The 19,342-nt window shown below is 32.2% G+C and carries 14 protein-coding genes; 2 read left to right on the top strand and 12 right to left on the bottom strand.

All coding sequences use genetic code 11. From position 1 onward, the window contains the following. Positions 1-49: 49 nt before the first annotated feature. The 6 genes from FHR24_RS05840 to FHR24_RS05815 form a co-directional block, all read right to left on the bottom strand. The gene (locus tag FHR24_RS05840) at positions 50-1,321 is read right to left on the bottom strand and encodes an adenylosuccinate synthase (protein WP_167185245.1); all 1,272 of its coding nucleotides are present in this window, start codon (positions 1,319-1,321) and stop codon (positions 50-52) included. 23 nt (positions 1,322-1,344) lie between these two features. Then, a complete protein-coding gene (locus tag FHR24_RS05835) occupies positions 1,345-1,785 on the bottom strand; it encodes a Fur family transcriptional regulator (protein WP_167185242.1) in 441 nt (146 codons plus the stop codon). An 84-nt stretch (positions 1,786-1,869) separates the two neighbouring features. Beyond that, positions 1,870-4,071, bottom strand: a complete 2,202-nt coding sequence (locus FHR24_RS05830) for a RelA/SpoT family protein (protein ID WP_167185240.1) — start codon at positions 4,069-4,071, stop codon at positions 1,870-1,872. A gap of 96 nt (positions 4,072-4,167) precedes the next feature. After that, positions 4,168-5,412 carry a M48 family metallopeptidase gene (locus FHR24_RS05825; RefSeq protein ID WP_167185237.1) on the bottom strand — a complete coding sequence of 415 codons (1,245 nt, stop codon included), beginning with the start codon at positions 5,410-5,412 and terminating at the stop codon, positions 4,168-4,170. Beyond that, positions 5,413-6,210, bottom strand: a complete 798-nt coding sequence (locus FHR24_RS05820) for a TrmH family RNA methyltransferase (protein ID WP_167185234.1) — start codon at positions 6,208-6,210, stop codon at positions 5,413-5,415. It lies immediately after the preceding gene. A 30-nt stretch (positions 6,211-6,240) separates the two neighbouring features. After that, positions 6,241-7,044, bottom strand: a complete 804-nt coding sequence (locus tag FHR24_RS05815; RefSeq protein ID WP_167185231.1) for an HAD family hydrolase — start codon at positions 7,042-7,044, stop codon at positions 6,241-6,243. 234 nt (positions 7,045-7,278) lie between these two features. On the opposite strand from FHR24_RS05815, the gene dnaB reads away from it, so the two are divergent. Together dnaB and FHR24_RS05805 are read left to right on the top strand one after the other, a co-directional pair. Then, positions 7,279-8,799 (top strand): replicative DNA helicase, encoded by a 1,521-nt coding sequence (dnaB, locus tag FHR24_RS05810; RefSeq protein ID WP_167185228.1) that lies wholly within the window; start codon positions 7,279-7,281, stop codon positions 8,797-8,799. Between the two features lie 85 nt (positions 8,800-8,884). Beyond that, positions 8,885-9,424: a pyridoxamine 5'-phosphate oxidase family protein gene (locus tag FHR24_RS05805; protein ID WP_167185225.1), complete on the top strand. Its 540-nt coding sequence runs from the start codon at positions 8,885-8,887 to the stop codon at positions 9,422-9,424. 28 nt (positions 9,425-9,452) lie between these two features. On the opposite strand, the gene FHR24_RS05800 is transcribed toward FHR24_RS05805, so the two are convergent. The 6 genes from FHR24_RS05800 to recG form a co-directional block, all read right to left on the bottom strand. After that, entirely contained in the window at positions 9,453-10,463 is a 1,011-nt protein-coding gene (locus tag FHR24_RS05800) for a ThuA domain-containing protein (protein ID WP_208412288.1), read from the bottom strand. A gap of 142 nt (positions 10,464-10,605) precedes the next feature. Next, positions 10,606-11,964, bottom strand: coding sequence for a right-handed parallel beta-helix repeat-containing protein (locus FHR24_RS05795; RefSeq protein WP_167185222.1), 1,359 nt, complete (start codon positions 11,962-11,964; stop codon positions 10,606-10,608). Positions 11,965-12,126: 162 nt separating this feature from the next. Beyond that, the gene (locus tag FHR24_RS05790; protein WP_167185218.1) at positions 12,127-13,071 is read right to left on the bottom strand and encodes a glycosyltransferase; all 945 of its coding nucleotides are present in this window, start codon (positions 13,069-13,071) and stop codon (positions 12,127-12,129) included. A 9-nt stretch (positions 13,072-13,080) separates the two neighbouring features. Further along, positions 13,081-14,121, bottom strand: coding sequence for a quinone-dependent dihydroorotate dehydrogenase (locus FHR24_RS05785; RefSeq protein WP_167185215.1), 1,041 nt, complete (start codon positions 14,119-14,121; stop codon positions 13,081-13,083). Between the two features lie 106 nt (positions 14,122-14,227). Beyond that, on the bottom strand, positions 14,228-16,654 hold the full coding sequence (gene pheT, locus FHR24_RS05780) for a phenylalanine--tRNA ligase subunit beta (protein ID WP_167185212.1): 2,427 nt from the start codon (positions 16,652-16,654) through the stop codon (positions 14,228-14,230). A gap of 271 nt (positions 16,655-16,925) precedes the next feature. Continuing rightward, positions 16,926-19,025 (bottom strand): ATP-dependent DNA helicase RecG, encoded by a 2,100-nt coding sequence (recG, locus tag FHR24_RS05775; RefSeq protein ID WP_167185209.1) that lies wholly within the window; start codon positions 19,023-19,025, stop codon positions 16,926-16,928. Positions 19,026-19,342 lie beyond the last annotated feature (317 nt).

Genomic DNA, 19,342 nt, shown 5'->3' with positions numbered 1-19,342 from the left:
AACTCAGACAAATGTCTGAGTTTTTTTATGCTATACTTTTAGTAAGATCTTATCTCTCAATAGTTTGTTTTCTATCTGGTCCTACAGAAACAATGGTAATTTTAATACCTGTTTCTTTTTCTATAAAATCAATATAGTTATTTAACGCTGCTGGTAATTGATCTTCAGAAGTCATTCCTGTTAAATCTTCTTTCCAACCTGGAATTTCAGTATAAATTGGTTTTACATTTTCTGGCTCAATATTGTAAGGAAAATGACTAATTACTTCTCCTTTATATTCATAAGCAGTACACACTTTTAACGTTTCAAAACCAGATAAAACATCTGCTTTCATCATATTTAATTGTGTAACTCCGTTTACTTGACAAGCATATTTTAAAGCCACCATATCTAACCATCCACATCTACGTGCTCTACCTGTAGTGGCACCAAACTCGTGACCTACTTTAGCCATAGTTGCTCCATCTTCATCAAACAATTCTGTAGGGAAAGGTCCAGAACCTACACGAGTAGTGTATGCTTTAAAAATCCCAAAAACTTCTCCTATTTGATTTGGTGCAACACCTAAACCAGTACAAGCTCCTGCTGCTGTAGTGTTAGAAGATGTTACAAATGGATAGGTTCCAAAATCAACATCTAATAAAGAACCTTGAGCTCCTTCTGCTAAAATTGTTTTGTTAGTTCTTATAGCGTTGTGTAAATACTCTTCACTATCTATAAAAGTTAACTTTTTTAATTCTGCTACACTATCAAAGAAACAAGCTCTTAACTCATCTAAATTATATTCTAATTCAACATCATAAAATTCAATCATTTTAAGATGTTTTTGAGTCAATTTCTCAAAAATTTCTTTCCAGTTGTCTAATTCTAAATCTCCAACACGCATTCCGTTACGTCCTGTTTTGTCCATATAAGTTGGACCAATACCTTTTAACGTAGAACCAATTTTATCTTTTCCTTTTGCTTTTTCAGATGCAGCATCTAACAAACGGTGAGTTGGTAAAATTAAGTGTGCTTTTCTAGAAATTAACAAGACTTTTTTAAAGTCAATATCAAACTGAGATAAATCTTCTATTTCTTTGTTAAAAATTACAGGATCTATTACGACTCCGTTTCCTACAACATTGATAGCCTCTTTGTGAAAAATTCCTGAAGGAATTGTGTGTAATACGTGTTTGTGTCCATCAAAGATTAAAGTGTGTCCTGCGTTTGGACCTCCTTGAAAACGAGATATTAAATTATAGTTTTGTGTTAACACATCCACTATCTTCCCTTTACCTTCATCTCCCCACTGTAATCCTAATAATAAATCTACTGCCATTTTAAATTTGTAAATGTAAAATTCTATTTCTCTTTTTTTGTCCCGTAAAAATAAAGCGAATGCTTGCTAATTTCTACGTTAAAAACCTCTTCTATTGTCTTTTTTATTGTCTGTATTCTAGGATCACAAAACTCGATAACTTCTCCATTATCTAAAATTAAATGATCGTGCTGTTTGTCAAAAAAACTTTTTTCGTAATGTGCTTGGTTTTGACCAAATTGGTGTCTTCTTACCAAACCACATTCTAACAACAACTCTATTGTGTTATACAACGTAGCTCTACTTACACGATACTTTTTGTTCTTCATATTAATATATAAAGACTCAATATCAAAATGCTCTTCTAAATCGTATATCTCCTGTAAAATAGCAAAACGCTCAGGAGTTTTACGATGTTTGTTAGTTTCTAAAAACTTAACAAACACGTTTTTAACGACTTCTTGATTTTTCTCTTTAGTATCCATAACTAGTGATGTTGTTTAAAAACAGCAAGATGCAAATTTATACTTTTTATTTCTTTTACCCATAAGAAAAGAAATGCTTTTTTTCTAAATAATACGTTTTACTCGCTTTACTCCTTTAATTCCTTGTAGTTGTCCTATTATTTTTCTCAGTTTTGTTCGGTTAGATACGGTTACAGTAAACTTTCCTTCAAACAAACTACCATCTCCCGAGATATTCAAATTATTAATATTAACATTATTATTAGAGATAATGCGAGTTATATTTCCCAACATTCCAGATCCATCTTCTCCGGTAATACTTAAGGTAACTTTAAATATTTGCTTGGTAGAATCTACCCACGTAGCTTTCATAATTCGGTATGCATAATTAGACTGCATACTAATTGCGTTAGGGCAATTATTTTTATGAACTTTAATCCCTTCATTTACAGTTAAAAAAGCAAAAACCTTATCTCCGGGAATAGGATTACAACATTTAGACAAAGTATATTCTAACTTTTCATTGTCATTTCCAAACAACAACATGTCATAGTTAGTACTAACTTCTTCTTTTTTAACAACCTTAGAAGGTTCTGATTTTGTTCTTCTAAACAATTTAGCAAACGTACTAGATTGTTGATTGGCAAAATTCCTAATTTGTGTATTGTCTATTGTTCCTACACCAATTCTATAAAATAAATCAAACGTAGTTTTTAACTTAAAGAATGTTACCATTCCTCCTAAAGTTTTGTCTGTAGGTTCAATTTTTAAATGACGTAATTTTCTCTTTAAAATTTCTCTACCATACTCTGCTACTTTTCTTTCTTCTTCTTTTAATGCTTGACGAATTTTAGCTCTTGCTCTAGCGGTAACTACAAAAGTCAGCCATCTTTCTGATGGTTTTTGGTTTTCGGAAGTAATAACCTCTACTTGATCTCCACTATTTAAAACTCGATCTAACGGAGTTAATTTTCCGTTAACTTTTACTCCTCTACATTTTAAACCAACATCTGTATGTACACCAAAAGCAAAATCTAATGCCGATGCTCCTTTAGGTAATGATTTAATATCTCCTTTGGGCGTAAAAATAAAAATCTCTTTGGCATATAAATTCAACTTAAAATCTTCTACAAAATCTACTGCATTCCCTGCCTGATTTTCTAGCGTATCTTTTAATCTATTCAACCATCCTTCTAAACCACTTTCGTTTACAGCTCCTTGTTTGTATTTAAAATGAGCTGCATATCCTTTTTCAGCAATTTCGTTCATACGTTTAGAACGAATTTGCACTTCTACCCATCTTCCTTCAGGTCCCATTACAGTAATATGTAAAGCTTCATAACCTGTGGTTTTGGGCTGAGAAATCCAATCTCTTAATCTGCTAGGGTTTGGTCTATAATTATCTGTAACGATAGAATAAATTTTCCAAGCATCAAATTTTTCGTTTTCAGTATCTGAGTCATAAATAATACGAATGGCAAATTTATCATACACCTCTTCGTAACGCACTCCTTGAGAACGCATTTTTTTACGAATCGAAAAAATAGACTTGGTTCTTCCCTTAATATTAAAATGAAAACCTTGTTTGTTTAAATCCTCACTAAGTTTTGCCGAAAAATTATCTATATAATCAATCTGATTGTCTTTATTAGCTATAATTTTAGCTTCAATATCTTTGTAAACATCAGGTTCTGTATACTTTAACCCTAAATCTTCTAGTTCTGTTTTTATATTAAACAAGCCTAATCTATGAGCTAATGGTGCGTAGATATATAAAGTTTCTGATGAAATTTTTATTTGCTTGTGAGCAGGCATAGAATCCATGGTTTGCATGTTGTGCAAACGGTCTGCTATTTTTATTAAAATAACACGGACATCATCATTTAAAGTCAATAACATTTTACGGAAATTTTCCGCTTGTATAGATGCCATTTGATCTTTGCTCATTCTAGAAATCTTGGTCAAACCATTAACGATTTTCGCAATTTTCTCTCCAAACAAGCGTTCCATATCTTCTATAGTGTAGTCGGTATCTTCTACAACATCGTGTAACAAAGCAGCTGCTATAGAAACAGCTCCTAAACCAATTTCTGAAGCCACAATTTTAGCCACCGCAATAGGATGGTAAATATAAGGTTCTCCTGTTTTTCTTCTTTGTTCGCTATGAGCTTCTACTGCAATATCAAAAGCACTACGTATTAACTTTTTATCTTCATCAGATAAATGCTGATAACTGTCTTTTAATAAATCTTTATACCTACGTGTAATTTCTTTATTTTCCTTTTCCGAATCAATAACATACCCCATAAACTCTATGTTTTATAAACAAAAATTACTGATAACACAAATAGAATGTCATCAGTAAACTTTTAGGTTCTTATATTTTAAATATAGTGATTTTCTCTAAGATGTGCGACTCTTTTTTAAATTCAACACACGTTGTAACAAAGTGGGATGAGAGTAATGAAAAAACACATTCCATTTGTGCGGTGTTAGATTACTTAAACTGTTTTTAGACAATTTTTTAAGTGATGAAATTAAGTACTTACTATCAAACGTTTCCTTTGCAAAATCGTCTGCTTGGTATTCAAATTTTCTAGAAAGCACGTTCATTAACAAACCTGTTATTTCCGAAATTGGACTGTATAAAACTCCAAAAGCAATCAATCCTACATGAAAACTACTGTTTTCTACCTTAAAGGCATCTGCCAACAATGTATTGCCTAACAACAACCCCAAAACATACAAGGTTACTCCTGTTAGTGCTAAAGATAAAATCATATTATAAACCGTGTGTTTTCTTTTGTAATGTCCTACTTCATGAGCAAACACAGCTACTATTTCTTCTTCACTTAAATCGTTAATTAAGGTATCATACAATACTATTCTTTTTTTGGGTCCAAAACCCGTAAAATAAGCATTGGCTTTGGTAGAACGTTTAGATCCATCAATCACATAAATATTATCTAATTTAAACCCTTGTTTACTCGTATAATCAAACAATTTATCTTTTAGAGTACCATCCTCTAAAGGTGTCTGTTTGTTGAACAATGGCACAATAACACTTGAATAAAACAATGTTAAAAATAAGGTAAACACAGTAAACACCAACCAAGTATACCACCAAAAATTAGCTCCCGTTTTTAAGTACAGCCAAGTAATTACAAATAACAAACCACCTCCTACAACAACGGTCATTAGCAAACTTTTTAATTTGTCTATAAAAAACAGTTTTTTAGTGCTTTTGTTAAATCCATATTTTTCTTCTATTACAAATGTTTGGTAGTACCCAAAAGGGATTTGAATGATAGAACTTGCCAAACCTACAATTCCAAAAAACAATAAAGTTTGTAAAATAGTGTTAGATGTAACTCCTATTGCAATCTGATCAACAAAGGCAACACCATCTAATAAGAAAAACAATAACGTTATTACAAAAGAAAAAATGCCAGAAAACGTAGCAAATTTATAATTGGTTAATTTATATTCTTGTGATTTTTTATAAGCTTGCTCATCGAAAACATCTTCTAATTCCACGGGAATAGTATCGTTAAAATGTTTGGCATTTACAAAACTGATAATTTCTTCTTTGATAAAATTCACCACTAATACTGTTATAATGATGATAAATAAAGTAGTTCCTGTCATTTATTTAAAGTTACGTTGTCTTTTGGCTTCGTACATCAAAATCCCTGCCGCTACCGAAACATTCATAGAATCTATTTTTCCCAACATAGGGATGATAATTTTTTTGGTGGCATTGTCTAACCATTCATCAGACAAACCAACCGCTTCTGTTCCTACCACCAACGCGGATCCTTGTGTGTAATCTTGCTCGTGATAATATTCTGAATCTTCTTTTAAAGCAGCCGCGTACGTGTTTATATTTTGATTTTTTAAATAGTCTAAAATTTCTTCTGTACTACCTGTAGCAATTTGCGTAGTAAACAAACACCCCACACTAGAACGTATAATATTTGGATTGAACATATCTGTTTTAGGGTTCGCTATTAAAACAGCATCTACATTGGCTGCCTCTGCAGTACGTAACATAGCTCCAATATTACCTGGTTTCTCAGGAGCTTCAGCTACTAAAATTAAAGGGTTTTCAGTTTTAAAAACCAAACCATCCAGCAACATAGACTTGTCTTTTACTACCGCCAAAACACCTTCTGTGGTAGATCTATAAGCTACTTTTTCGTACACATCCTTACTCACCTGAATGTATTCATCTGCTACAAATTGTTCAATATTAAAGTTAGCAGGCAACAAATCTTCATAATAAAACACCTGTTTTAGTTGATAGCCTCCTTGCAAAGCCAAAGAAATTTCTCTTCTTCCTTCTACTAAAAATGTTCCTGTTTGTTTTCTTGCTTTTGATTTATCTCCTAATACTACTAAAGATTTTATCAAACTATTTTGCGAACTACTTATTTGCTTGTGCATATCCCCTTTTAAATTAAAAAAACAAAAATACTAAAATCCTTCTATCAGCTTATTAATTACCGTTTCTACTCCTAAATGATCGTTAGATAGGGTTTGGTAATTCGCTATTTCTTTTACATCAGGATGTGCGTTTTCCATCGCAAAACTATACTTTGCTTTTTTTAACATTTCCACATCATTTTGATAATCACCAAAAGCCATGGTTTCATCATCAGAAATACCTAGTTCTTGCTGAATACGCTCTAATGCATTTCCTTTGTGATTGGTGTTTAACGCAATATCTACCCAAAATTCTCCAGATACTTTTATTTGCCAATCTCCAGACAAATGTTTTAAGTACGGATATACATTTTCCTCAGATCCATCTGGGTGATGCAATGCTATTTTTAAAATATCATCTTCTGGTAATACATCAAAATTACTAAGTAATTTATACTCGCTATAATATTCTTTTACAATGTTTTCTAGGGCTACATTTCCATCTAAAAAATAAGCACTTTTTTTACCTGCTAACACAATGTAAACTCCAGGTATTTGTTCTGCCAGTTTTATAAAACTAGTTACATCTTTAAGCTTTAAACCATTTGCAAACAATTCTTTTCCGTTTTCTACCACATAAGCCCCATTTTCTGCAACAATAGTAATATGCTCTTTTATGCTGTCTAGTTTCTGTAAAATACTATAGTATTGTCTTCCGCTAGCGGCAACAAATTTTACATTGTTTGCTTTTAATATTTCAAACTGTTCAAAAAACAAATTACTTACGTTATGTTCTGAGTTTAATAAGGTACCATCCATGTCTGATACAATTAACTTCACCTCTGATAAATTCATATTTTGTGGCTTAAATTTTAATTACCAAAAATACACTTTTGTCTATCGTTCTTACTGCTTTTTTAAAATCGATTTTTTTTAATAAAAAAACATTTTTAAACCCTAAAAAGTATATCAACATTGACCATATCAACTAGTTATTAACAAAATAAAAGTTATCAACAGTTTTTGTCAAGAAATTAATTCTAAAATTTTAGTTCAAAAATCAGAATATCGATTAAATTTGTGATCCCTATGGAACAAACAAAAAGCTTTTCTGGAAAAAAGGTTGACAAAAGTAAAGTTGTCAATTTAGCACATGGAAAAATCCCACCACAAGCAGTGGATATGGAGACTGCCGTGCTAGGTGCAATGATGATTGACAAGAAAGGTATTGATGCTGTAATTGATATTTTACATCCTGATGCTTTTTATAGAGAACAACATCAAGCAATTTATGCTGCTATTCATACTTTGTTTCAAAACTCAGAACCAACAGACTTATTAACAGTATCTAACCAATTAAAAAAAGACGGAAAACTAAATATGGTTGGTGGTGATTTTTACCTAATTGAACTAACCCAAAAAGTATCTTCTTCTGCACATATTGAATTTCATGCTCGTATTATTTTACAAAAATATATTCAACGTCAATTGATTAGTATTTCTAGTGAAATTATAGAACAATCTTACGACGAAACAGCAGATGTTTTTGATTTGTTAGACATGGCGGAAACTAAGTTTTTTGAGGTTACCCAAGGAAACTTAAAAAAGAGTTCTGAAAGCTCTGATTCTTTAGTAAGGCAAGCCCTTAAAAAAATTGAAGAATTAGGAGGGAAAGAAGGAATGTCTGGATATGCAACAGGTTTTACAAAATTAGATGCCTTAACATCAGGATGGCAACCGTCCGATTTAATTATTATTGCGGCACGTCCAGGTATGGGAAAAACAGCTTTTGTAATTTCTATGGCCAAAAACATGGCTATTGATTTTGACCACGGAGTTGCTGTTTTCTCTTTAGAAATGTCATCGGTACAGTTAATTACTCGTATGATTTCTTCTGAGACAGGTTTGTCATCAGAAAAACTAAGAAAAGGAACCTTAGAGCCTCACGAATGGGAACAGTTAAACGTAAAAGTTAAAAACTTATCTGAAGCTCCTATCTTTATTGATGACACTCCCTCTTTATCTATTTTTGATCTAAGAGCAAAAGCCCGAAGATTAAAATCTCAACACGATATTAAAGTAATTGTAATTGACTACTTGCAGTTAATGACTGCTGGTGGAGCTGCTGGAGGAAACCGTGAACAAGAAATATCTATGATATCGCGTAACTTAAAAGCACTAGCCAAAGAATTACATATTCCTGTAATTGCTTTGTCTCAGTTATCTCGTTCGGTAGAAACTCGTGGAGGTAGTAAAAGACCTTTGTTGTCTGATTTACGTGAATCTGGAGCCATTGAACAAGATGCCGATATTGTATCGTTTATTTTCCGTCCTGAATATTACGGAATGACAGAATGGGATGATGATGACCATACCCCTTGTGAAGGACAAGGAGAATTTATTGTTGCCAAACATCGTAACGGTGGGCTAGACAATATCCGATTAAAGTTTACAGGGCACTTAGCTAAATTCTCTGATTTAGAAGATGACTTTGGCGGACAACTAGAATCTTCTATGAATAGTTTTAACGAAATTTCTGGAAGCATAAATCCAGCAGATGCTTTTGATGCTCCTGTGCAACCAGACTCAGATGATGATGTTCCTTTTTAAAATTACATCTTTTTAACATATTAAATTAAACCCTTACATTTATCTGTAAGGGTTTTGTATTTTTAAAACAAATAAACTACAAAGAATGGGAAAGAAACTACCAGAAATCACATCCGAACTAAAAGAATTTATAGAGCAACAAAAAATATTTTTTGTAGGTACTGCAGCTACAGAAGGAAACGTAAACGTATCTCCTAAAGGAATGGATTCTTTTAGAGTAATTAACAGCAATAAAATTGCTTGGATGAATTTGACAGGAAGCGGAAACGAAACAGCAGCTCATTTATTACAAAACAATAGAATGACTATTATGTTTAGTGCTTTTGAAGGAAAACCTTTGATTTTAAGACTGTATGGAACTGCAAAAATTTATCATCCAAGAGATGAGCAATTCAACACCCTCATAAACCTTTTCCCTAAAACTCCAGGAACTAGACAGGTTATAGAAATGGAAGTAGATTTGGTACAAACCTCTTGTGGTTTTGCCGTTCCTTATATGGATTATAAAGAAGACCGTAGTATTTTAAAAGACTGGGCTCAAAAACAAGGAGATGATAAAATAAAAGAATACTGGCTAGCCAAAAACACAAAAAGTATAGATGGCTTTGAAACAAAAATCAGCTGATGTTACCATCAACTGATTTTTAGTTTTTTTATTTTTTAAGTTGAAAATTTCTTCTTGAAGAATTGTTTTCTGTTGGAAAATCGGATGGAATTTCTTGAGTAACTTTTCCTGTTGCGACCCACTCTACTCCACGTGTAAAAGAAACAATAAAACCAACGCTCTCAAAAGAAAGCGTATCGTGACCTAAAATGGTATTAAACACACGTCCTTTTCCGTATTTGGTAACAATAAAAATAGGTTCGTGTCTATTGGTAGGTGCTTTTTTATTCTGATCTTTTCCTGTTGCTAAAATGGTCATGTTTTCTGCAGGACCTCTTAATTTTGCATAACATTCATCTGCAGTTGTTAACCAAACACTTGGCATTCCTTTGGTGATTGGATGATTTGTTTCTCTTATTGTAACCGGAAATTCATGTCTTTTTCCGTGAGCTCCAGCAGGACCCGAAGAATTGTCTTTAACCAACTCTCCATGATTGTTGTAATACACATAAGGTCCATCTTTTTGATTTCTACCTCCCCAACCACCAAGGCCAATCATTTTATTATAATTTAACCATTTAGGAAATGAGTTGTTTGCTGCATGTACAGACACAAATCCTCCTCCTTTTTTTACAAATTTATCAAAAGCTTTTTGTGCTTTTTCTGGCCAGTCAGCTGCTTTCCAACCAAAATTAGACACCACTACATCGTATTTTTTAAACTTAGGGCAAAAATCTGGATCTACTTTAGGTTGTTTTACAAACTCTGATGTACCTGCATTGGCTAATGGTAAAAAGTCTTTAACTCCTTCTCCTTTCCAAATATATTTTGTTCTTTCAATATCCACCTCAAACAAATTGGTTTCTTCTAAATATTGTTTCATCATGATGGTTGACTTTGGCCAAACTCCGTGGTTGTTCTGACCATCAACAATTAATACTTTTATTTTTTTAGGCGGCTTGGCACTGTCTAACAAATTTAAATTAGCACTGTACGTTTTAGGAGATACAACCAACAAAGCCATAAAAAGACCTAAAGAAACTATTTTTTTAAAATTCATAAGAATTGATATTAATGTTATAACACAACAATATACTAAGCATTTTAGTTTTTTATGTTTAAAAAAACACATTGAAGAAAAATCAACAAAAAAAGGATTGCCGTTAAGCAATCCTTTTTTTGTTTTATGCAATATTTATATACTAAGGCATTACAATTGTATTGGTATTATCTATCACTATTTTTCCGTTATTTAAAGCATTGCTTAAATTAGAATTGTTATAAACTCCAGAATTATCAACAAAAATAACTTTTGCTCCCGGATTAGATTTTTTTGCCTGAACGGAAACACCATTAGTAGCGCTGAATACATTGTTACCCTGAAACTTTAAATATCCTTTTAAATAAGTAGCAATTACAGCTTGATCCTGACTAGTAACCATGGTGTTGTTTTTAACTAAAACATTTCCAGATCCTTTTAATTTTTTTTCAGCTTCTGTAAAAGTTCTTCCCTGTCCATGTCCTACTTTTCCTGTAGCAAAAATTAAAATTCCGTAGTTATTAGGACTTTCAATCTTATTTTTAACGATTCTAATATTTTTACTTTCATCCTCTATATGAATGGGTTGCGAATAATTTTCAGTACCTCCTTTAAAAGTATTATTGTACACATACACATTTCTAGTATTGGCAATTGCCAAATTAAAACTCTTTGTTAAGTAAAAATCATTGTTGGTAATATCAATATTAGCATGCTTAACTAAGTTAACACCTAATCCGTAAGTGGAATCTGTTTCTCCCAACAATGCACCATCTAAAGATATTTGATGACTACCATTGTAAAACCTATTGTTATTTACATCAAAACCATCTAAAGTAGGGCAATCTCGTGCCACTAAACCAAACCAGTTGTTAAAAAAACAATTGTCTATAACTATGTTTTTAAAACTTCCTTCAAAAAACACTCCTCTAGTGGTATCTCCTACAACTTGTTGTTTAAATGCACTATTGGTTATACTTATGTTAGAGAATAATTTTAAACGATCTGCAATAGCACCATTATTAGTAACATCTCCTAAAAACATACACCTATAAGCTGTTCCATCGTTTATTAAAAACTGAATATTGTCTATTGATATATTACTTGATGTAACCACTATTAAAGAATTATGAATGTGGTTTTTATTTTTATAAGTTCCTGTACGTTTTAATTGATACTTTCCATTTCCTTTAGCAGCTCCTCTAATATTTACATTTCCATTATCTAAAACAATTGCTTTGTTAGAGGAACCAAAAGTAACATCTACATCTAATAAAATCTCAGTGCTTGCGTTTGCCATAGCTATTGCATTTACCAATTTATCATAATGAGTTGCACCAGATTGTGTAGATACTCTTACCGTTTGTGTTATAGCTGTACTACGAGACTCTCCTAGATTAAACACTAAGCTTTCTTGACTCTCATCAATTAGTTGTTCATCTATCTCCGCTTTACCGCATGAGACAAATGACAAAACAAAAAACAATAAAGTTAACTTAGAAAATAAATAAAATCTTTTCATGATTGTATAGTTTTTTAATGAGTCCACAAAGTAGAACCTAAAAAAGCTCAAGCTGAAAAGAAATGTTTTTTAACGGGACACAAATGTATTATCATCAACAACAATAGTATTTTGAGTATTAAATCCCTAAAAAAACCTAATAATGAATAAAAAAAACTAAAACTACTTTTTAAAGAACATCGACTTTAAAAATCCAAAACCATACCCTCCCATTTGTACCAAAGTAGTAATGATAGACAAAAAAGCAACGGTTACATTTTTGTTTACCACTAAGGATGTCATAAACAAAATCATAAAATACAAATAATAAAAAGTAATCAACTCCCATTTACCCATGACAAATAAAACTGAAGCCAATAAAAAACCAACAATAAATAAACTAGGGAACCAATAAGTCAATTTAGCTGTACCTGGATATTTTTTATTCAACACAGGTCTTGCTTGTCCAAATTTAAAAGTTTGTGTAAAAAAAGAATCTATGGTATTTCTACGTTTGTGATATACAAAAGCTTTCTCTATTAACTGAGTCTCAAAACCATTGTTCCACAACCTAAAAGACAAATCAATATCCTCTCCTATTTTCATGGCAGAAAAACCTCTTGTGGTTTCAAATGCTTTTTTAGAAATTCCCAAATTAAAACTACGGGGCTGAAATTTACCTACCGCTTTCTTTTTTCCTCTAATCCCACCTGTAGTTAATACCGAAGTCATAGAAAAATTGATTGCTTTTTGCAAAGGTGTAAAAGAAGAGTGTGCTGCATCAGGACCTCCAAAAGCATCAGTATAATTTTCTTTTAATGCTTTATGAACCTGTTTTAAATAGTTGGCAGGAACCAATACATCCGAATCTAACACAATAAAATAATCTCCCTCTGCATGAGACATTCCGTAATTACGAGCCATTCCCGCTCCTTGATTCTCCGTTAAAAAATATTGAATATTTAAACGATCATTGTAGCTACTTACAACTTTGGTTGCATTATTTTCAGAACCATCTTCAACAACCACCACCTCAAATGGTTTTGAAAAATTTTGTTTGGTTAAGCTGTACAACAACTCATCAATTTCATCGGGTCTGTTGTAAAGGGGAATGATAAACGAATACATATATTAATTCTACAAAGTCTTTAAAATAGCTTTATTTATCTTTTTAACCAACCCAGGACCTTCGTAAATAAACCCTGTATAGACCTGAACCAAATCTGCTCCAGCAGCTATTTTATCCAAAGCATCTTGTGCAGAATGAATTCCTCCTACTCCTATAATAGGGAATGATTTGTTAGATGTATCTGCCAAATATTTAATAGTAGCTGTACTTCTATCTTTTATAGGCAATCCACTTAATCCTCCATTTCCTATTTCTGTCAACCTTTTATCTGTAGCTTTTAACCCCTCTCTATTTACAGAAGTGTTTGAGGCAATCACTCCATCAATTTTAGTTTCTGCTACCAATTCTACAATTTCATCCAACTGCTGATTATTTAAATCTGGAGCAATTTTTAATAAAATAGGTCTTTGTTCATTTTCTGCATTGTTCAATTTTTGAACTGCAGCAATCAACTCTAGTAAGTAATCTTTATCTCCTAACTTAGCATGACTACTCACATTAGGACAACTTACATTTAACACAAAATAATCTACATAAGGATGTAAAGCTTTAAAAACGTCACAATAATCTTGAGTATATTGTTCTGTAGCAATGTTGGTGTTTTTACCAATATTACCTCCTACAATTACTTTTCCTTTGTTCTTTTTTAAATTCTCTATAGCAGCCTCAACACCATTGTTGTTAAACCCCATTCTATTAATAATTCCCTGATCGTCTTTTAAACGGAATAACCTTTTCTTAGGGTTTCCTTCCTGACCTTTAGGAGTAACCGTTCCTATTTCTATAAATCCAAAACCGTAATCGGCCAATTCATTAAACAACACTGCATTTTTATCAAAACCAGCAGCCAATCCTACAGGATTTTCAAACGTAATTCCAAATAGTTCTTTGTGTAATTTTACATCATCAACCTTATATATACTTCTTGTTAAAGCAGACACTCCCGGTATTTTTGACAGAATTTTAATCATATCAAATGTAAAGTAATGCACTTTTTCTGGATCAAATTGAAAAAAAATTGGTCGTATAATCGTTTTATAGAAACTCATACTTTGGTTTTGTAGGGTTGGTCGCAAATTTACGAACTTTATTTCATTCGTATTCTTTAAATTGGTATTCAAAAAAAAGCCTTTGAATTATCAAAGGCTTTTTAATTTATCTTAAGGTTGCTTCAAATTGTTTTTCAAACGAATTTTGAAGTTTTGCCATTATTTTTTCAATCTGTTTTTCTTCTAACGTTTTGTTTTCATCTCTTAACACAAAACTTAACGCGTATGATTTTTTTCCTTCAGGTAGTTTATCTCCCTCATATACATCAAACAAATCAACTTCTTTTAACAATTGTTTTTCTGATTGAAATGCTGTATTATACAAATCTTTAAACGCTACATTTTTATCTAATAATAACGCTAAATCTCTTTTTACCGATGGATATTTTGGTAAAGGAGTCACTTTTAGTTTATTGTTTTGAGAAACTTTTAACACAGTATCCCAATTAAAATCTGCATAAAAAACCTCTTGTTTAATTCCAAATTCTTTTAAAATCTTTGGACTCACCATACCTACATCTGCCAATTTCATTTTCCCTAAACTAACTGTAATTCCTTCAGAGAACACATCGTTTTTGGTTGGAGTTATTTTCACATTAGAATGACCTAATCTTTGCAAAACTCCCATTACAACCGCTTTGGTGTAATAAAAATCTGAATTCTTTTTAGGAGCATTCCATGCTTCTTTGTCTCTACTACCAGATACAAATAAGGTTAAATGTTTGTCTTCTTGATATTTTTCGTTGTATTTATGGTACGTTTTTCCAAACTCATAAAACTTAATATCGTTGTTTTTTCTGTTGATGTTGTACGCTACAGACTCTAATCCGCTAAACAATAAAGATTGTCTCATTACAGCCAAATCACTACTTAAAGGATTTAACATTTCTACATTATTCTCTTCGTTTAAATTTTCGGACAACGCAACGTAAGATGCTTTGGTGAGAGAGTTAGCCATGGTTTCGTTAAAACCTTGTACTCTTAACTGTTCTGCAACAACGTTTTCTGTTTTTACACCATCAAATTTAGAAGGCTCTATAGAGGTATTTAATTTGTGAGAAAACTCTATATTATTATATCCATATACACGTAAAATTTCTTCTACAATATCTGCCTCCCTTTGTACATCTACTCTGTATGCAGGAACAACTAAACCTAAACCACCTTCAGTCTCACTGTTAATTTTAATTTCTAAAGAAGCTAAAATATTTTTAATGGTATCGTTGGGTAATTTTTGTCCAATCACTCTTGCTACATTTTCATAAGACATAAAGACTTCAAAGTCTTCTATCTTATTAGGGTACACTACATCTACATCAGACACTGTTTTCCCTCCTGCAATTTCTTCTATTAACAAAGCAGCTCTAATTAAGGCATATTTGGTAATATTAGGATCAATTCCTCTTTCAAAACGGAAAGAAGCATCTGTATTTAAACCATGTCTTTTTGCTGTTTTACGAACTGAAACAGGATTAAAATAAGCAGCTTCTAAAAACACAGAAGTTGTATGTTCTGTAACTCCAGAGTCTAAACCTCCTAAAACACCTGCAATACACATTGGAGTTTCGTTGGCATCACAGATCATTAAATCTTCTGCGCTTAATTCGCGTTCTACACCATCTAACGTAGTAAACTTAGTTCCCTCTTCTAATGTAGTTACGGTTACTTTATTTCCCGAAATTTTATTGGCATCAAAAGCGTGTAAAGGCTGTCCTAGTTCATGCAATACATAATTGGTAATATCTACCACATTATTTAAGGGTTTTACACCTATTGCTTTTAACCTATTTTGTAACCATTCTGGTGAATCTTCTATCTTAACATCTCTAATAGCAACACCTGCATATTTGGGAGCTAAATCAAAATCTTTTACGTGAATATCAAACTTTAAAGCTCTTTCATATACGTGAAAATCACTAACAGATGGAGAAATTAATTCTTTCTGAATTCCTTGTTGCATTAAACCCGCACGCAAATCACGAGCGACCCCTAGGTGACTCATAGCATCTGCACGGTTAGGAGTCAACCCTATTTCAAAAACCTCATCTACTTCAATATTAAAAACATCCGCAACCGGGGTACCAGGAATTAACTCGGTATCTAAAACCATAATTCCATCATGCCCTTTTCCTAATCCTAATTCATCTTCGGCACAAATCATTCCGTGACTTTCCTCTCCTCTAATTTTACCTTTTTTAATTTTAAAGCTCTCTCCTTTTTCATCATACAAAACAGTTCCTACAGTTGCTACAGGTACTTTTTGACCCGCAGCTACATTTGGAGCTCCACAAACCACTTGTATAGGTGCTTCTCCTCCAACATTTACAGTAGTTACACTTAGCTTATCTGCATTAGGATGTTTTTCACACGTTAAAACCTCACCAACAACAATCCCGGCTAAGCTTCCTTTAATAGATTCAACTTTTTCTATTCCCTCTACTTCTAAACCAAGATCTGTTAACAATTCACCAGTTTTTACTGCATCCCAGTCAATCTTAATAAATTGCTTTAACCAATTGTATGATATCTTCATTTGTTTAAAATTCTGTTTTAAGTGCGCAAAAATACAACTCTCAGTTGAGATTTGCGAATTTTTAGCTTTTATATATTATTTCAAAAACACGTCCTTTTCTCTATGCCATTTTGGGTGTTTCCCTATCGGGTCGCGCTTTCCGTACTCGCTTTTTATTTAGATGCCAAAACAAGTTTAGCACTAAAAAAAAGAGCTCAAACAGACCCGTCAATCGCTAACACATTTTAGTGTTTAAAAAACTCTAATTTTAAGAAAAGAACAAAAGTAAATACTAACTAATATTTGCCCAAATACTGGTTCTTTTATGAATTTGCTGATACATTCTTTTCATAGCTATATTTTTAGACAAAGCCAAATTAGGATCTTCCGTAAGTACTTCTACCGCTTTGTTTCTTGCCATGTGTAACTCTTTACTATCTCTAACCAAGTCTGCAATTTTTAAATTCAACACTCCGCTTTGTTGCGTTCCCATTAAGTTTCCTGGACCACGGAGTTTTAAATCTACCTCAGCAATTTCAAATCCATCACTGGTTCGTACCATGGTTTCTAATCTGGTTTTAGAATCGTTAGACAATTTAACACCCGACATTAGTATACAATAACTCTGATCGGCACCACGACCTACTCTACCTCTTAATTGGTGTAATTGCGACAAACCAAAACGCTCTGCACTTTCAATAATCATTACCGATGCATTGGGCACATTTACCCCAACCTCTATAACTGTGGTAGCTACCATTATTTGTGTTTCTCCTTTTACAAAACGTTGCATTTCAAATTCCTTATCAGCAGGTTTCATTTTTCCATGCACTATACTTATTCTATACTCTGGCAAAGGAAATTCTCGTTGAATACTTTCATATCCATCTTGTAAATCTTTGTAATCCATCGCTTCTGACTCTTCTATTAAAGGATAAACTACATAAACTTGTCGTCCTTTTGCAACTTCATCACGCATAAACTTAAAAACGCGCAACCTAGAACTATCAAATCTATGCACGGTTTGTATGGCTTTTCTACCAGGTGGTAGTTCATCAATAACAGACACATCTAAATCTCCATAAGCACTCATGGCCAATGTTCTTGGAATTGGTGTTGCTGTCATAATTAAAATATGAGGAGGCAATGTATTTTTCATCCACATTTTAGAACGCTGCGCAACTCCAAACCTGTGTTGCTCATCAATTACAGCCAATCCTAAATTTTTAAACTGAACCTTATCTTCTAAAATAGCATGTGTTCCTATTAATATTTGTAAGGATCCATCTTCTAAAGCTTGGTGAATAACTCTACGTTCTTTGATTCTGGTAGATCCCGTTAACAATTTTACCGTAATATTAAAAGGAGCTACCAATTCTGTAACTGCCTGAAAATGTTGTGTAGCTAAAATTTCGGTAGGTGCTAACATGGCTGTTTGAAAACCGTTGTCAAGAGCAATAAGTATTGTTAACAGAGCTACAATTGTTTTACCTGCACCTACGTCTCCCTGTAACAACCTGTTCATGTGAGCCCCCGTAGACATATCTGCTCTAATTTCTTTTAGCACTCTTTTCTGTGCATTGGTCAAATCAAACTTTAATCCCGATTTATAAAAGGAATTAAAATATTCCCCCACATGTTTAAAAACAAATCCTTTAATTTTATCTTTTCTGACTAATTTATTTCTAATAAGTTGCATTTGAATAAAGAAAAACTCCTCAAACTTTAACCTTTTTTGAGCTCTACTTAAATATTCTTGGTTTTTAGGAAAATGAATATATAGCAAAGCTTCTCTTTTACTTAACAAATTATATTCTTCCATAATTTCGTTAGACAAAGTCTCTTCTATGTATGGATAAGCCTCTTTTAACAAGTTCTGAATCGCTTTAGACATTACTTTATTATTAAAGCCTTTAGCACTCATTTTTTCTGTAGATGGATAAACAGCCTGTAAACCAGAAATGATGTTTTTTGTATAATTAGCCTCTAATTCCAAATCTGGATGAGGCATACTAAAAGTTCCATTAAAACAATTAGTTTTTCCATAAATAATGTAGGGTTCATTAATTTTAATACTAGATTTTAACCACTTGGTTACTTTAAACCAAACGAGTTCTATAGAGCCGGTATTATCTTTAAAAACACCTACCAAACGTGTTCCTCTTTTTTGTTTTACTTCTTTTAGCTCAGTAATAACTCCTTTTAATTGCACTTCTGTATTACTTGGTTGTAACTCTCTAATTGTAAAAATTTTTGACTTATCTACATACTTTATAGGAAAAAAATTCAATAATTGATTCGCCGAAAAAATCCCAAACTCTTTCTGAAGCACGATTGCTTTTGCAGGACCAATTCCTGTTAAATAATTTGTAGAAACATCAAAATCAAACATGTATCAAAATATTTTTATAACCACTTTAAAACCTTAAAAATAATATGCTAACATAGCAAAAAACAATTAACTCTATTATAAATCAACTATTTACCTCTCTAAAAAAACACAAAAAAAGAATCAATATTAAATAATCTTTAACAAAACCCACAAAAAACAGCACAAAACATAATATTTATCATTTTTTGTTAATTTTTTATCATTTTTTGTTTTTTCTCAAAAAACTACAGACTTAAAAATGAAGTAGTTAGTTATGCTAACATAACATATATCACTAAATATTTAAAGCACCCGCATTTTTATTGAGATTTACATTA

The sequence above is a fragment of the Wenyingzhuangia heitensis genome (assembly GCF_011762155.1).
Classification (GTDB): Bacteria; Bacteroidota; Bacteroidia; order Flavobacteriales; family Flavobacteriaceae; genus Wenyingzhuangia; species Wenyingzhuangia heitensis.
The sequence above is the reverse complement of the archived record's forward strand: the minus strand, read 5'-3'. Positions and strand labels throughout refer to the sequence as shown.

Bases quoted from the DNA above. Each gene is read 5' to 3' on its own strand.
- FHR24_RS05840 (WP_167185245.1), bottom strand. From the start codon at position 1,321: ATGGCAGTAGATTTATTATTAGGATTACAGTGGGGAGATGAAGGTAAA.
- FHR24_RS05835 (WP_167185242.1), bottom strand. From the start codon at position 1,785: ATGGATACTAAAGAGAAAAATCAAGAAGTCGTTAAAAACGTGTTTGTT.
- FHR24_RS05830 (WP_167185240.1), bottom strand. From the start codon at position 4,071: ATGGGGTATGTTATTGATTCGGAAAAGGAAAATAAAGAAATTACACGT.
- FHR24_RS05825 (WP_167185237.1), bottom strand. From the start codon at position 5,412: ATGACAGGAACTACTTTATTTATCATCATTATAACAGTATTAGTGGTG.
- FHR24_RS05820 (WP_167185234.1), bottom strand. From the start codon at position 6,210: ATGCACAAGCAAATAAGTAGTTCGCAAAATAGTTTGATAAAATCTTTA.
- FHR24_RS05815 (WP_167185231.1), bottom strand. From the start codon at position 7,044: ATGAATTTATCAGAGGTGAAGTTAATTGTATCAGACATGGATGGTACC.
- dnaB (WP_167185228.1), top strand. From the start codon at position 7,279: ATGGAACAAACAAAAAGCTTTTCTGGAAAAAAGGTTGACAAAAGTAAA.
- FHR24_RS05805 (WP_167185225.1), top strand. From the start codon at position 8,885: ATGGGAAAGAAACTACCAGAAATCACATCCGAACTAAAAGAATTTATA.
- FHR24_RS05800 (WP_208412288.1), bottom strand. From the start codon at position 10,463: ATGAATTTTAAAAAAATAGTTTCTTTAGGTCTTTTTATGGCTTTGTTG.
- FHR24_RS05795 (WP_167185222.1), bottom strand. From the start codon at position 11,964: ATGAAAAGATTTTATTTATTTTCTAAGTTAACTTTATTGTTTTTTGTT.
- FHR24_RS05790 (WP_167185218.1), bottom strand. From the start codon at position 13,071: ATGTATTCGTTTATCATTCCCCTTTACAACAGACCCGATGAAATTGAT.
- FHR24_RS05785 (WP_167185215.1), bottom strand. From the start codon at position 14,121: ATGAGTTTCTATAAAACGATTATACGACCAATTTTTTTTCAATTTGAT.
- pheT (WP_167185212.1), bottom strand. From the start codon at position 16,654: ATGAAGATATCATACAATTGGTTAAAGCAATTTATTAAGATTGACTGG.
- recG (WP_167185209.1), bottom strand. From the start codon at position 19,025: ATGTTTGATTTTGATGTTTCTACAAATTATTTAACAGGAATTGGTCCT.